The organism is Flavobacterium polysaccharolyticum (genome assembly GCF_038739875.1).
GTDB classification, from domain to species: Bacteria; Bacteroidota; Bacteroidia; order Flavobacteriales; family Flavobacteriaceae; genus Flavobacterium; species Flavobacterium polysaccharolyticum.
In genome coordinates, this window is sequence record NZ_JBCGDP010000008.1 from 128,412 (window position 1) to 143,302 (window position 14,891).

Sequence of the window (14,891 nt, forward strand, 5' to 3'; positions counted from 1 at the left end):
GTACAGCAGGAAATAGCTCCAAAACAACATTTTTTTATTAATAAATTAGGATTTTGGAATTTCAAATTTATTCAAAAATAAAACAGTTTGTCTTATTTATAACACAACTATAACGTTTTTTTTGATTTTATTTGGTTGCGATGAGACTGAATAATTGCATTAAGCTCAAAACCAAGCAAAAGCAACATACAATTGATCCAAATATAAAACATAAGAATTAAAAGTGTACCGATAGAGCCGTACAATTCGTTGTATTTGGAAAATTTCACTACCCAAATCCCAAAACCATAAGAGGAAATAATAATTAAAATTGTAGTAAAAACAGAGCCTACAGAAATGAATTTAGGTTTGTGTCTTTGTTTGATTCCGAAGCGCAATAAAATAGATGTAGTAAACAAAATCATTAACGAAAGAAACAAATAACGTCCAAGTTGGATAAGCGGAATATTATCACTTACCACATCTTGTATTTTAGATTTTTGAATAAAGACCTCAAATACAACAATGATTGCCACAGTAAAAAGCAATAAAAAAGACAGGAAAATAGACATACCAATGGCTACAACATACTGGTCAACAAATCCTCTTTTTTCAATTACGTGTCTTGATTCTTCAAAACCACCTAAAATAGCATTTAAACCATTAGCCATTAAAAAAATGGACAAAATAAACCCTGAGGAAAGTAATCCAGAGTGACTATTATTTAAGATATCGTTTATGATTCCAGCAATCGCCTCATAGGTGTTTGGCGGTACGCTTTGCTCAACAAATCGCAGAAAATCAGCTTGAAAACCTTGTATGGGTATGTATGGAATTAGGTTTAAAATGTACAGTGCAAACGGAAACAAGGCCATAAAGAAACTAAAAGCAATGGCTCCTGCTCTTACATTTAATTTTCCGTTTAAAACTCCCACTACATATGAATGCAAGAAGTCATATAATGAAACCTCTTCCAGCCAAAAGAGTTTCTGGCTTTGCAAGAAATGAATCAATTTACGAACCAAGCCATTCGCTTTGATTCTGTTTTTAACTAAAATTTCAAAAGGAACTTTATTTGTTGGGGTCATTTGAATATCTTTTATTTATCCAATCAAATAGCTTTTAAACTTAAATCCATATTGTACACTGAGTGCGTTAACGCTCCAGAAGAAATATAATCTACTCCACAGTCCGCATATTCGCTTATAGTCGTTTCGTTGATATTTCCTGAAGATTCGGACTGGCATTTGCCGTTAATCATTGCAACTGCTTTGCGGGTATCCTCGTAATTAAAATTGTCTATCAAAACTCTGTAAACACCCTCAGACTTTAAAATTTCTTCAATTTCGGCTAAATCTCTAGCTTCAACAATGATTTTCAAATCCAAGTTGTTTTTCTTTAAATAGGCTTTTGTTTTGTCGATAGCTTTTGTGATGCCTCCAGCAAAATCGATATGATTGTCTTTGAGCATGATCATGTCGTACAACGCAAATCGATGATTCACTCCTCCCCCAATGGTTACGGCCCATTTCTCGGCAGCACGAAAACCAGGAGTTGTTTTACGAGTATCTAAAATTTGGGTTTTTGTACCTTCTAGCAAACGAACATAACTATTGGTTTTTGTCGCAATGGCTGACATTCGTTGCATGGTATTCAACACCAAACGTTCTGATTTTAATATCGATTGTGAACTACCCGATACGTGAAAAACCACATCGCCATAGCGCACAGGCGTTCCATCTTGTATAAAGGTTTCTATTTGTAAGGAAGGGTCAACATAGTTGAAAATCATTTTTGCCAAGGCAACACCCGCGATTATCCCATCTTCTTTTACTAGCAATTTTGCTTTTCCCGTGGCCATTGACGGAATACAAGCTAAGGAACTGTAATCCCCCGGACCAACATCTTCACGAATACCATTAGCAATAAACAATTGTAACTCTTGTTGAAACTGTTCTTCTGAAATCATTCTCTTATTTTTTTTGTGGTGCTAAATTAATCAAAAACGATGGCAAAAGCTAGTCTAAAAACCAAAATAAACTATCAAAATTAGCCCAAAAAAAAACCAGCAAAAACAAGGATTTTCATTAATAACGCCACTTTTTTCAAATCCATCACTTTCACTATTTTCTGAATTACCATTTTCATTTAAATAAATTAAAATAATAAATTTTTATTGTTTATCAATAAATTTTTATTATTTTTGAATCAATAAACCAAAAAAAACAAACCGTTATGGAAATCAGAATTAGCACCGAACAGCTACTCAAAATCCTATTTTATGTAGCCCTTTTACTTTTTGTTGGCATTTGCATTGAGTCAGGAATGTACATTTTTAATGGCATATACACCTTCACCATCAATTCGTACAACGCCAATTTTTTGAGTCTAAAAGCACTCTATCAATTTGACCCTGGACATTATGGTGTCGTGATGCTGCTGTTAAGCATCGTTACTACCTTAAAAGCCGTCCTCTTTTTTGTTATCCTAAAACTATTGCACGATAAAAACCTCAATCTTTACCAGCCCTTCAGCACAAAAATGTATCATTTTCTCTTAACCTTAAGCGGTTTAAGTGTAGTAATCGCCTTTTTTTCCAATTATGGCCTCAACTACTTGAAGTGGTTGCAAGAAAAACCTATTGCCCTTCCTGACTTAAGTACATTCGCAGTAGGCGGAGGCGATGTTTGGTTTTTTATGGGCATCATCTTATTTCTGATAGCAAAAATCTTCAAAAGAGGCATCGAAATCCAGTCCGATAACGAATTAACCATATAATTATGCCTATAGTAGTCAACCTAGATGTAATGATGGCCAAAAGAAAAATGTCCCTCAACGAGCTCTCAGAAAAAGTAGATTTAACCCTCTCCAACCTTTCGATTTTAAAAACAGGCAAAGCAAAAGCCATTCGTTTTAGCACGCTCGAAGCGCTCTGCAAAGCCTTAGAATGCGAACCAGGCGATTTACTCGAATATAAAAAATAACCGTTCTCAAACCATCACAAAACCTCGACTTGTAAATAGGTTTTCAATTTTTAGGAGCGCTAACAAAAGGCTTATTTGTTAGAATAGTTCTTGCTCTCCGCTGTATCTTTGTCTTTTTAAAGAAAAAAGACAAAGGATGCCGCTGCGATCAAGGCTAAGGAGCAGCATTGTTGCTTTTTTGGTTTCCAACCTACTAAATAGCACCATAGCTTTTTGATATTTTTAACGCAGCTTCATCGCAGAAATAGTACCTTTGCAAAAAAATTGAAAGATGTCAAATAGTTACATAGGATACCATTTTACCATTGAACCCAAAGAATTAGGTTCAGAAATTCTAATTGCCGAGTTGGGCGAAAAAGCATTCGAAAGCTTTACTGAAACCGAAACAGGAATTGACGCATTCGTTCAAAAAGACCTTTGGGACGAAACTATTTTAGAGGATATTTTTATTCTACAATCCGAAGAGTTCAAGATTAGCTATACCTTCGAAGAAATCGAACAAATCAACTGGAATGAAGAGTGGGAAAAAAACTTTGAACCTATAGATGTAGACGGAAACTGTCACGTTCGCGCTCCTTTTCACCCAAAAACCGATGCCGAATTTGACATTGTCATCGAACCGAAAATGAGTTTTGGTACAGGGCATCACGAAACCACACATATGATGATTCAGCACCTACTCGATATGGATGTTGCGGGTTTAAAAACACTAGATATGGGATGTGGCACTGCTATTTTGGCCATTTTAGCCGAAATGAAAGGAGCTCAACCGATTGATGCCATTGATATCGACAATTGGTGTTATTTGAATTCTATAGAAAACGCACAACGCAATAATTGTGAACACATTAGCGTTTACGAAGGCGATGCAGCATTACTTGCTGGCAAACAATACGATTTGATTATTGCCAATATCAACAGAAACATTTTATTGAACGATATGCAAAGTTATGTTGATTGTTTGAATCCAAAAGGAACCTTATTATTGAGTGGTTTTTACGAAGAGGACATTCCGTTCCTAGATGCCTCTTGTACTGAAAAAGGACTAACTTTTATAAAAAAACTACAAAGAAACAATTGGGTTTCGCTTAAATATAATAAATAATCATTTTACACCATTCCTAGTATCAAAACACAGCATTATGAGTACTAAAGAAAAAGTAAGAGAAAAAGTCAATATCAAGGAATTGATGGGACTCAACAATGAAATTATAGTATACAATGACGATGTTAACACTTTTGACCACGTAATTGAAACTTTAATTCGAGTTTGCGACCATACCCCTGAACAAGCAGAACAATGCTCGTTAATCATTCACTATAACGGAAAATGTACTGTAAAAACAGGACCTTATGACAAATTGAAACCGCAGTGTACTAAACTATTGGCGGCAGGTTTAAACGCTGAAATAGTCTAAGAAAAAAAACTTTCATAAAAAAGCAGTATTACCAACACAATTGATAGTACTGCTTTTTCTTTTTTTATATATTTGGTAAAAAAAAAGTACTTTATGGAAGAATACGGCAAAATATTGGTGTTTGTAATGCCTATATTTTTACTACTCATTGCGATTGAAAAAATCTACGGGTATTTTAAAGGTTATGACACTACACCTTATATGGATACAGTTTCAAGTGTAAGTTCAGGAATGACCAATTCGGTTAAAGATGTTTTGGGGATTAGTATTTCCATTCTAACTTATGAATGGCTTGAAGCCCATATTGCCCTATTTCATTTGGAAGCCACTGTTTGGGCGTATATCATTGCCTTTATTTGTATTGATTTTTATGGCTATTGGTCGCACCGATGGGCGCATCAAATTAATTTTTTATGGAACAAACACGCTATTCATCACAGTAGTGAGGAATTCAATTTGGCTTGTGCGTTGCGTCAGACCATTTCAAGCTTTGTCAATCTTTTTACCTTTTTACTTATTCCTGCCGCAGTTTTAGGAGTTCCCTCGGTGGTAATTGCCGTTACCTTACCCATTCACTTGTTCTTGCAGTTTTGGTACCATACCAAACACATCAAAAAAATGGGCTTTCTAGAAAAAATCTTGGTTACACCTTCTCATCATAGAGTGCATCACGCCATCAATCCAGAATATATCGATAAGAATCATTCCCAAATCTTTATTTTTTGGGACAAACTCTTTGGTACTTTCCAAGAAGAATTGGATGAAGTCCCTCCTGTTTTTGGAATTACCCGACCTGCACAAACTTGGAACCCTATCCGAATTAATTTTCAGCATTTAGGATTGCTTATTTCGGATACTTGGCGTGCCGAAAATTGGAAAGACAAACTCACCATTTGGTTCAAACCAACAGGTTGGCGTCCAGAAAATTTTGAAGAAAAATATCCCGTTACTAAAATTAGCGACGTCTATCATTTTGAAAAATATGGGACACAGCATTCTAAAAAATTAATGTATTGGTCCATTTTTCAAGCCTTGGTTACTTTGCTTTTGATTACCTATATGTATGATTCTATAGGCACGATTGGCTTACCGCACGTGTTTGTATATGGCGCCTTTATCTTTGTAACCGTATACAGTTACACAGAATTGATGGATGCCCGAAAAACGGCTGTATTTTGGGAGGCTTTACGATTCCTTTTTGCTATGGGGCTGCTCTATTTTTATGGAGATTGGTTTGGATTGACCAATTTATTACCCGTGAGTACCTTTATTTTAATTGGGTATTTTTCGATTTCCCTTGCTATAAGCATTTACTTTGTGGCTGTTGATTTTGAAAAAGAAAAAATAGCACTCGCCTAATTGCTTCAAACTTATTCCAAACTTATTTAATTATCATTAAGTGGTCGTTTGACTGCTAACTACTTCTTGTGTCTTATGAAAACAAACAGCATCCTTAACTGCTACCTTATTTTTAGCCTACTCTACTTGTTATTACCTTTTATTGGATTAGATACTGTTAACTGGTATTTAAAGCCTTTTTTGTTGCCCTTTTTGCTAGGAACTGTTCTCCTTACAGCCGATTTCCAAGGCAAAAAATTATTGCTTAGCGCTTTATTGTTTTCTTGGATAGGAGATATCATTTTGATGTTTGCTGACAAAGCCGAAATTTATTTCATTTTAGGATTGGTTTCCTTTTTACTTTCCCATATCCTGTACATTGTACTTTTTAGCAGACAACCCAAATCAGCACTTAAAGGTACTTCCGTTGCTTTGTACCTAGGAGCTATCTTGATTCTTGGTTACTTCTTTGGTATGGTTAGTCTATTGTTTCCGAAATTAGGCCCTTTGCAAATTCCTGTGATGGTCTACGCTGCTGTTATTACTACAATGCTCTTTGTTGCTTATAAAGGAAGTTTGGCTTGGGAGAAGCCCGCTGCTTATTTTATCCTAGCAGGTGCTATTTTCTTTGTACTTTCGGACAGCATTTTGGCTATTAATAAATTCTACCAACCTATAGCTCAATCTGGTTTTTGGATTATGAGCACTTACATCTTGGCACAGTACCTTATTGTTTCCGCCATACTTCGCCTAAACCAAAAAAAGTAGTCTTTTCAGCATAGAAAAGACTACTTCTTTTTTATCAATTTTTAAATAAAATTCTATTCAGAAGCTTAATGAGGCAGTTTGTTTTTCGTCAATCCATAAACAAAGGTTCCCAAAAGTGCTCCCAATAGTACTAGCACCACTGGGAAAAATCCAGCGCCTAGTAATATAAAGATAGGTCCAGGACAACAACCTACAAGGGCCCATCCTAAGCCAAAAAGAATGCCCCCAATCCAATAGCGACCTGACCCTTTTTCTTTGTCTTCAACTTGCATAAGAGTCCCTTTGATATTTTTGATTTGAAACCGTTTCACCAATTGCATTCCGATTAATCCAGTAGTTACCGCTACACCTATTATCCCATACATATGAAAGGATTGAAAGTGAAACATTTCGTAAATGCGGTACCAAGAAACTGCTTCCGATTTCGTTAAAACAATTCCGAATAGAAATCCAACGAGAAGGTATTTTAAAGCTTTGAACATATCGTAATTATTTTAAAAGTAAAGGCAACAAGAGATGCGCCATTATTAATCCACCAATAAAGAAACCAATTACCGCTTTGAGCGAAGGCAATTGCAAATTACTTAAGCCTGTAATGGCGTGTCCGGAGGTACAACCGCCAGCATAACGAGAGCCAAAACCTATTAAAAAACCACCTAAAAGCAATAGTGCAATTCCTTTTGGAGATTGAAACACCGAACTGCTAAAAAGCGCATCAGGCACTAATTTCCCAGCTGGAGCATCAATACCAAGTGTTGCCAATTGCTCGACAGTTTGAGGATTGATTGCTAAGTTGGTTGGAGCACTCATATAATGTACCGCCACAAATCCACCTAGCATTGCACCAAGTACCACGACTAAATTCCAGCGGGAGGCTTTCCAATCAAAATCAAAGAAAGGTACTTTTTTGCCTGCACCAGCCAAGGTACATAAAGAACGAAGGTTAGAAGACATACCGAATGTTTTTCCAAAATACACCAAAAGAAGCATGACACATCCGATAATAAAACCAGAAACGTACCAAGCCCAAGTTTGAGAAATAAAATCCATATAAACTGTTTAATTTTCGGCAAAGATAGCAAGCAAATCTAAGTTTCATACAAAAAGTGCTTTTTTGAATTAAAATCGCATCTTTAAAATTCTGAACGTAATTCAAAACAAAGCTTGCCTACCATACATTTGCTGTTTTTTACTGCACTACAAAGTAAAGCCTCGAGTATAGCGGAGAATTGGACTTTATTGCCCTAGAAAACCTTTTACTGCCTCTAAAAATATGACATCTTATAAACTTGAAATTCATACTCTCAACAACAGAAATAATCTCGAGTAGTAAAGTGTAAAGTGTTTATATTTGCTTTTGAAAATCATCACAAAAGTTGGTATCATTCTTGTTTGACCCAAACAGAGTATATACCCGAAACACTTGAAAAGAATACAAAATTATAACTTCTGACTATGAAAAAAATCTTTGGACTAGTGGCTAGTCTTTTTCTATTTGCGTCCTGCATTAGTACAAAATCGACTTTAAAAAATGTGGACAACAATGCGCCTACACCAAAACTTACTAAGAACAATACATTCGTCATTACAGAATTTAGTAAAGACAAAAAGTATGGGTATAACAAAGATTACCCGATCAATATCTTTTATCATGGTACCAAAGACGATGTTATCAATCAGCAACGCTTTTTAAATGCATTGGCTGGTCCAAACGGGGAAGCAATTACTTTTTCAAAATTAGAAAGCTGTTGTCCTTTCCCTTCAAAAAACACAGAAATGGGTGCAGGATTTCTAGATGTTTATGAAATAAAATGGGAAGGACTGAAAAACCCCATACTATTGTATTTGAATATCTATGAAAGAGGACAATTGATGGTTCCTGTTGGGTTTAGCTTGAAGAAAAATTAGTTTGCATTTGATGTAATCCTTAAAACTTTCTTAACTACAACTCTAAAAACAATATTTTCCCCTCCATTTATAATCAAAAATCGCAAAAGCTAATTACCTTTGCACACAAAATTTAAAAAATGAACATACATCATATCCCGCAAATTAAGCATACCGATAGTGGTAATTTTTTTGTATTAGCAGGTCCTTGCGCCATAGAAGGTGAAGAAATGGCTTTGCGTATAGCAGAGCGTTTGGTTGGCATCACAGACAAATTGCAAATTCCATACGTATTTAAAGGTTCTTTCAAAAAAGCCAACCGTTCTAGAATTGATAGTTTTTCTGGAATTGGAGACGAAAAAGCTTTGAAAATTCTTCAAAAAGTATCTGAAACATTTGGTGTTCCAACCGTTACAGATATTCATACTAATGAAGACGCGGCTATGGCTGCTGCTTATGTAGACGTGTTGCAAATTCCAGCCTTTTTGGTAAGACAAACTGACTTGGTGGTTGCAGCTGCCAAAACTGGAAAAGTAGTCAACTTGAAAAAAGGACAATTCATGAGTCCAGAAAGCATGAAGCACGCCGTACAAAAAGTATTGGATTGCCAAAATGAAAATGTAATGGTTACAGACCGCGGTACCATGTTTGGTTATCAAGACATGATTGTAGATTATAGAGGTATTCCAACGATGCAGCAATACGCAACAACGGTTTTGGATGTTACGCATTCTTTGCAACAACCTAACCAAACCGCTGGTGTAACTGGAGGTCGACCAGACATGATTGAAACTGTTGCCAAAGCTGGAATTGCAGTAGGTGTAGACGGTATCTTTATTGAAACTCATTTTGATCCAGCTAATGCTAAAAGTGATGGTGCGAACATGTTGCATTTGGATTATTTTGAAGCTTTAATGACCAAACTAGTCGCCATCAGACAAACCATTAATCAATTTTAATTTTTTTTTATTACTTATCACTTGAAAAATTCATTTTATTTATTCGTTCTTTTTTTAACGACAACAATTGCCTTTGCACAAGAAAACACTCCTGTAAGATACACTGCCCACAATAAAGGTAAATTCTTTATTTCGTGGGGAGGAAACAGAGAATCTTACAGTAAATCTGATGTTACCTTTACCGGTAAAGATTATCGTTTTACGGTAGCTGATATGAGAGCTCACGACAAACCCAAAGGTTGGCATGTGGATTACATTAATCCAACTAAAATGACGATACCACAAACGAATTTACGTTTAGGGTATTTTTTCTCTGATCATTATAGTGTAGCTATTGGGGTGGATCATATGAAATATGTGATGACCCAAGATCAAACGGCTAATGTAACAGGAACCATTAACTTACCTGCCTCAGACCCAGGGTCTGTTTTTAACGGTACTTATAACAAAACTCCTGTTAACTTTACTGATGAACAGTTTTTAACTTACGAGCATACAGATGGTTTAAACTATATCAATACCGAAGTGTCTCGTCATGATGATATTTCTAAGTTATTCAAAATTGGAAATACGGATAAAATTCAGGTTAACTTGACAGAAGGAATTGGTTTTGGGGTATTGTATCCAAAAACAAACACCAAATTACTTGGAAAAGAACGTCATGATGATTTTCACGTATCCGGTTTTGGAACTTCCTTGAAAGCTGGTGTAAATATTACTTTCTTTAAATATTTCTATATTCAAGGAGAATTAAAAGGCGGGTATATCAACATGAATGACATCAGAACTACAATGAGTCCAGACGACAAAGCGTCACAAGATTTTTTCTTTTTTCAGAGAATACTTGCTGTAGGAGGAAAATTCAGAATCTAAGCTTATAAAATTATATAGTAAAAATAGGCTGCCCTTTTCGGGCAGCCTATTTATTTTTAACTCTTTACATCTAAAAAAAGATTAGTTCTTAATAAAAGACTTAGTTACATAATCATTTCCTGTATTGATACGCACTAAGTAAACACCTGGAACCAAATTACTACAATTATAAGCAAGATCGATTCGTCCAACATCATAAGTCTTATCTGTAATAATACCAATTTCACGTCCATACATATCAAACAATGAAACAGTAACTTTTTCCTGCTCGGTTTGCATAAATGAAATTGTTAGATTTTGATTGGTCGGATTTGGGTAAATACTCAAGTCAACTTGAGAATCAAGAACTACTTTATTCGTACTTAGTGTCGCTACAGTACAGTTAGGTGTTGTGCTAAAAGCCATTTGTGCTGCTGTAAAATTTGTGAATGTTGCATTAATATCTATATTAGAAGTATCTGCCGCTCCTTTACCATCACAATCTGTTCTGCCATTTCTCCAGTAAGGAAACTGCAAATATACACCAGGCGTCGAGCAGCTGCCAATTTCAGCATCACCTCCCACCACAACAGAACTTCCAAAATTTCCAGCAAACAGCATCGCATTTCCTTTAATAGTAGCTGTATTTGCAACTGATCCTCCTTCCATCCAAGCATTCCCTTCAACAATAGCACTATTAGATAAAGTTGTGTTGTAAACACAAGCATTCCCTCTTACAATTGCGTTACCATTTATCGTTCCTCCATCTACCATAGCATAGTCTTCTATACGAGCATTACCCGAAATAGTTCCAGCTCTGACCACTGCGTAAGGACCAACATATACTGTCGATGCAACATTCGCATTGTTAGACACCCATCCTCCTCCGTTTGCATGTATACGTCCATTTGTTTTAAGAAAACTTCTGAAATTAGCAGCTGGCTGAAATCCTTCAGGAGTTGCATTAGCAATTTTTAGTTCATACGGATATCTTCTTTGTTTAGGGTAACCTTCATCTATATTGTAATTAACATGAACTTTGGGTGCAGAGAAAACTACAAGAAAAATATTGGCTTCAGTAGACGTATTAAGTGTAAAAGAAGCTTCTCCATCCGTTTTATACATTGGACTGTAACGAGATATTGTACCATCGGCTTTTGTGGTAACAAAACCATATCGCCAACCAGCCTGTGTTGTATTAACTTCTGAATGACCTTTAAATTTAATACTCACACTCTTTTGAGCTCCAGTACAGGTTGGGTATAAAGGGATTACATTCATTCCATAATCTTGTGGCGCCCAATCATTGTTAGTGTAATATTGATCTGTTGTACCAGCAACTTTTGTTAGTAGTGTATATTGTCTACTTGTATAGCGAGGTATGTTTGTCTTAATGTAGTTGTAGGCACTTCTAATTGTTTTTCCAAAATTACTGTTTGCATTTATTTGTGAATTCCATTGAATAGGATAGTCAAATGCAGGCTGTCTTTGTGCATATCCCCAAAGATAATCATCGAGTTGATCCTGTGTAAAGCCTTTTAATCTCTTAATTGTTTCAAGTGGATGTTCTTGATTTCTAGATTCTGCCCACATTCTTCTTGTAAAATCAAAACCTTCTTTTTCCTGAACATAATACATTAAATGAAAGTTTGTGTAATGATGTCGATTAGAGGACCACATAAAATGTTTGGTTTGTATCCACCTAGTTAAAGTACCATCAATTTCTGCCCATTTGGGATACACCTGACCTCGCATAAAATTGGCATGTCCTTCAAAAAATGGTCCAGCCCAGTCATATCCGGCAAATGCAGTTCCGTTGCCTGGATTTTCCTGAATCCTCATCATCATTTGCAGGGTATGAGCAAATTCATGCGATAATGCGCCTCCATCTCTGGTTGCTTGTGGGTGCACAAACATAGCACCAATAGTATTACTAAAAGCACTTGCTTGAGCAAAAGCCTCTAACCTTGGATCTGTAGAATTCCAAGTATTCATCATCATGATAATGGTTTTGTACTTACCAAAGTTTGTCGTTGGGGCATTATTGACAAATTTTAAATCGGTTATCAAACGTTTAAAACTAGTTTCAAGTGTATCCGCCACAGATTTGGGAGTAAAACGTAATGAAGTATCTGAGTAAGCTGCCGGGTTTGTACCCACTTTATCGCCCCAATAAAGAACAAAATTGGTCGACTCATATTTTCTTGAGTTTGATACTTTATTGTAAAACTCATTGTTGGGGTCGCTCCATTCTGGAGGAGTAAAAAGGGTCTTCTGCCCCATTGCAAAATAACTGCAAAGAAAAAGGGCCACTTGTAGTAAAAGTGTTTTCATAAAATTAATGGTTTAGTAGGTTAAGGACATATGTCTTCTGTAAACATAGAAGATATATTGTGAATATTATAATACAATATTTACCTAATTTAATACTATTTTACCCCATTTAACCAGCTAATTAGTTCAATAAAAAAGCATGTATTCAAAATAAATATCATTCAACTGCTGAAATTTCCAATACAACACTGCTTTCTTGTCTAGAAGACGAAACCTTCAATCCAATTTTCATCAGGAAGTCACCAGAAAAAACATTTCCAGATTCTTCAAATGTATTTTTGCTTTGAGGCATTATATTAATCTCTTTTACAATATATTTTTTTGAAGGATCTAGTCCTTCTAGCCTTACTAAACTATAATTAGGATCTGCAAGCGGATGCAAAGTATATGAAAAAAGTACCGATTGTGTTTTATCCTCATTTACATACATTATAACTGCTCTGCTGTCTTCATAAGGTGATATCAGTCGATACGCATCACCCTCCCAAATTACAGGGCTTAGTCGTTTGTAATTTGCTACCGCTTCCTGACAAAATTTTAATTCGTTTTCCTTTAAGTCTCCAACATTTATATCAAAACCCAATTTACCCATCATAGCGACATCAGTTTTAAATTTAACAGATTGGGTTCCCATTGAGGTTACGTGGTTACAAATTGCCAATGCAGGATAAAAATTTGAATATCCCCATTGAATAAATACGCGGTCGAAAGGATCCGTATTGTCGCTTGCCCAAAATTCAGTAAAATAGTTCAGTAGTCCGTAATCAACCCTTCCACCTCCGCCCGCACAAAGCATCATTGGAAGATTTGGATATTTATTTTTTATTCGATCCAAAACTTTATACAATCCTTTGGTATAGTCAATAAATAAATGCGATTGCTGATTTTTTAAATAATTAGAATAAGCGCTTGTCATCATTCGGTTGCAGTCCCATTTAAAAAAAGCAACCCCCGATTTGGTCTGCATAATATCATCAACTACCTTAAAGACAAAATCCTGCACTTTTGGATTGCATAAATCCAGAACCAACTGTGTCCTGTAGATACTTTTGTCACGATTGGGCAAACTTAAAACCCAATCCGAATGTTTTTCATACAGTTCGCTTTTTTCATTAGTCATTTCGGGTTCAATCCAAATACCAAATTTGACATTGGTTTCTTTTGCCTTTTCCATCAGAAAACCAATTCCATCCGGCAATTTTGATTTTGTGGCTTCCCAATCTCCCAAACCAGAAACAGAACCACTTCTCGGATATTTATTCCCAAACCAGCCGTCATCGAGTAAAAACATATCAACGCCCAATGTTTTGGCATCTACAAACATGTTTGCTAATTTAGCCTGGTCAAAATCAAAAAAAGTAGTTTCCCAATTATTTAATAATGTCAAGCGTGGCTTTTCTCCGTCTTTCAATCCATATTTTCTAGCCCAGGCGTGTAAATTTCTACTGGCTTGCCCCTTTCCATTATTAGAAAATGTATAAATAAAGACTGGTGTTTTAAATACTTCCTGCGGTTTTAGATTGTATTCTGAAGCAAATTCATTTATCCCAGAAATGATTCGCAATTCGTTATTATTATCAATCTCAAAAGTATACTTAAAATTTCCTGACCATGCTATCGAACCTGCAATAACTTCTCCCGTTTTTTCTGTTGATTTTGAATTTAATGAAAGAAAAAAACTTGGTGCGGCAAACATATTCGTTCTGACTCCCAGTTTTGAATCGATAACTTTTGAGCCTCTTGTAAGCTGACTTTCTTCCATTCGCATTTCTTCGACAACATCACTGTAAAATTGGGTCAGCCAATATCTATCAGCATCGAGATGCAAAGCTGATGATGCATAGTTATAAAGTGTCAGCGCCTTTTTTTCATGATGCTGAATTTCTGTCCAGGACTCAATTACATTTTCTTTAGCAAATGTTTTATAATGAAGCGAAACATAAACAGGATACTGAGGATCTTTTAACTTAATAATGGTTTCTGCTGTATTTGAATCAATTTTATCTGTTGTATGATTTTGATATTCTAATTCTAAAGAAGGATTTCCATCATTATGCGTCATTCGAATAGCGGGTCCAAACAAATTATCAGTTCCAAAAGTCGGATATGCTAAATGCCGTAAATCAATTAGAGGATTTCCATCATTTATGGCAAAATTTTTTGTATTTTCTCTTGAGATAAATTCATACTCCTGATTATTATTAAGCTTTGAACCAAAATATGTTTGATACACTTTTTTGTTTTTACCTACTTTAAAAACCAAAGCAGCACTTTTAGTTTCAACACAAATCAAAGGGTTTTCTTGTGCGTGGCCTATGCAGTACACAATACTCAGAATTAAAAGTAATAAACGTTTCATCATTTATTTTAGA

At 35.5% G+C, this 14,891-nt stretch carries 15 protein-coding genes; 9 read left to right on the forward strand and 6 right to left on the reverse strand.

Annotated elements, in window-relative coordinates; all coding sequences use genetic code 11:
• Positions 1–107: 107 nt before the first annotated feature.
• Positions 108–1,067: a YihY/virulence factor BrkB family protein gene (locus tag WFZ86_RS09925; RefSeq protein ID WP_342691794.1), complete on the reverse strand. Its 960-nt coding sequence runs from the start codon at positions 1,065–1,067 to the stop codon at positions 108–110.
• Positions 1,068–1,090: 23 nt separating this feature from the next.
• Complete coding sequence (gene nadC, locus WFZ86_RS09930) at positions 1,091–1,948, reverse strand: carboxylating nicotinate-nucleotide diphosphorylase (protein WP_342691795.1); 858 nt, start codon at positions 1,946–1,948, stop codon at positions 1,091–1,093.
• A gap of 266 nt (positions 1,949–2,214) precedes the next feature.
• Between nadC and WFZ86_RS09935 the strand changes: the two genes are divergently transcribed.
• The 6 genes from WFZ86_RS09935 to WFZ86_RS09960 all read left to right on the forward strand — a co-directional run bounded on the left by WFZ86_RS09935 (position 2,215) and on the right by WFZ86_RS09960 (position 6,487).
• Entirely contained in the window at positions 2,215–2,757 is a 543-nt protein-coding gene (locus WFZ86_RS09935; protein WP_342691796.1) for a hypothetical protein, read from the forward strand.
• A 2-nt stretch (positions 2,758–2,759) separates the two neighbouring features.
• Positions 2,760–2,963 (forward strand): helix-turn-helix domain-containing protein, encoded by a 204-nt coding sequence (locus tag WFZ86_RS09940; RefSeq protein WP_315144378.1) that lies wholly within the window; start codon positions 2,760–2,762, stop codon positions 2,961–2,963.
• Between the two features lie 271 nt (positions 2,964–3,234).
• Positions 3,235–4,068: a 50S ribosomal protein L11 methyltransferase gene (gene prmA, locus WFZ86_RS09945; protein ID WP_342691797.1), complete on the forward strand. Its 834-nt coding sequence runs from the start codon at positions 3,235–3,237 to the stop codon at positions 4,066–4,068.
• A 37-nt stretch (positions 4,069–4,105) separates the two neighbouring features.
• Positions 4,106–4,381 (forward strand): ATP-dependent Clp protease adaptor ClpS, encoded by a 276-nt coding sequence (locus WFZ86_RS09950; protein WP_024982108.1) that lies wholly within the window; start codon positions 4,106–4,108, stop codon positions 4,379–4,381.
• A 93-nt stretch (positions 4,382–4,474) separates the two neighbouring features.
• Positions 4,475–5,740, forward strand: a complete 1,266-nt coding sequence (locus tag WFZ86_RS09955; RefSeq protein WP_342691798.1) for a sterol desaturase family protein — start codon at positions 4,475–4,477, stop codon at positions 5,738–5,740.
• A gap of 75 nt (positions 5,741–5,815) precedes the next feature.
• Positions 5,816–6,487, forward strand: a complete 672-nt coding sequence (locus tag WFZ86_RS09960; protein WP_342691799.1) for a lysoplasmalogenase — start codon at positions 5,816–5,818, stop codon at positions 6,485–6,487.
• Between the two features lie 65 nt (positions 6,488–6,552).
• Here WFZ86_RS09960 and WFZ86_RS09965 read toward each other — a convergent pair whose 3' ends face one another.
• Positions 6,553–6,969, reverse strand: coding sequence for a DUF6691 family protein (locus WFZ86_RS09965; RefSeq protein ID WP_342691800.1), 417 nt, complete (start codon positions 6,967–6,969; stop codon positions 6,553–6,555).
• A 7-nt stretch (positions 6,970–6,976) separates the two neighbouring features.
• A complete protein-coding gene (locus WFZ86_RS09970) occupies positions 6,977–7,537 on the reverse strand; it encodes a YeeE/YedE family protein (RefSeq protein WP_342691801.1) in 561 nt (186 codons plus the stop codon).
• Between the two features lie 405 nt (positions 7,538–7,942).
• Between WFZ86_RS09970 and WFZ86_RS09975 the strand changes: the two genes are divergently transcribed.
• The 3 genes from WFZ86_RS09975 to WFZ86_RS09985 all read left to right on the forward strand — a co-directional run bounded on the left by WFZ86_RS09975 (position 7,943) and on the right by WFZ86_RS09985 (position 10,206).
• Complete coding sequence (locus WFZ86_RS09975; protein ID WP_342691802.1) at positions 7,943–8,395, forward strand: 2-dehydro-3-deoxyphosphooctonate aldolase; 453 nt, start codon at positions 7,943–7,945, stop codon at positions 8,393–8,395.
• A 119-nt stretch (positions 8,396–8,514) separates the two neighbouring features.
• Positions 8,515–9,333: a 3-deoxy-8-phosphooctulonate synthase gene (kdsA, locus tag WFZ86_RS09980; protein ID WP_342691803.1), complete on the forward strand. Its 819-nt coding sequence runs from the start codon at positions 8,515–8,517 to the stop codon at positions 9,331–9,333.
• 21 nt (positions 9,334–9,354) lie between these two features.
• A complete protein-coding gene (locus WFZ86_RS09985) occupies positions 9,355–10,206 on the forward strand; it encodes a hypothetical protein (RefSeq protein WP_342691804.1) in 852 nt (283 codons plus the stop codon).
• An 81-nt stretch (positions 10,207–10,287) separates the two neighbouring features.
• On the opposite strand, the gene WFZ86_RS09990 is transcribed toward WFZ86_RS09985, so the two are convergent.
• Together WFZ86_RS09990 and WFZ86_RS09995 are read right to left on the reverse strand one after the other, a co-directional pair.
• Complete coding sequence (locus WFZ86_RS09990) at positions 10,288–12,519, reverse strand: DUF6055 domain-containing protein (RefSeq protein ID WP_342691805.1); 2,232 nt, start codon at positions 12,517–12,519, stop codon at positions 10,288–10,290.
• 157 nt (positions 12,520–12,676) lie between these two features.
• A complete protein-coding gene (locus WFZ86_RS09995) occupies positions 12,677–14,881 on the reverse strand; it encodes an alpha-galactosidase (RefSeq protein ID WP_342691806.1) in 2,205 nt (734 codons plus the stop codon).
• Positions 14,882–14,891: the final 10 nt, after the last annotated feature.